1 protein-coding gene is annotated in these 333 nt (G+C 42.6%); it reads left to right on the top strand.

Translation table 11 applies throughout. The features are described 5' to 3' along the window. Positions 1 to 255: a hypothetical protein gene (locus F0U47_RS22845; protein ID WP_497463092.1), complete on the top strand. Its 255-nt coding sequence runs from the start codon at positions 1 to 3 to the stop codon at positions 253 to 255. The last annotated feature ends 78 nt before the right edge of the window (positions 256 to 333 follow it).

Below are 333 nucleotides of genomic sequence, written 5' to 3'. Positions count from 1 at the left end.
TTGGCTCGTTACTACTTTGAGCGTCTTACCAATGGACTTGGTAAGATTCCCGAATTCTCATGGTACTCTCCGATAAAGACTGGATACTATCCATTGATGCTAACTAAGTTTACACCCTTCGCACAAAGACCTGACTACTACAACTTGCACACCGAAGAAAACTATGAAAGAGTAAGATTCCTTGACACTTATGAGAAGACATTCGTTCAGTTCCTCCAAAAGGACCACTTTGAAGCCTTCGGACAAAAAAATTGATTTCCACGACCCGAAAGCCATTAACTTCGTCGGCAACTACTGGCAAGATAATGCAGACCTGTATGGAGAAGAAGCCAC

Origin of the sequence: Nocardioides antri (assembly GCF_008373765.1) — a bacterium.
Classification (GTDB): Bacteria; Actinomycetota; Actinomycetes; order Propionibacteriales; family Nocardioidaceae; genus Nocardioides; species Nocardioides antri.
The sequence above is the reverse complement of the archived record's forward strand: the minus strand, read 5'-3'. Positions and strand labels throughout refer to the sequence as shown.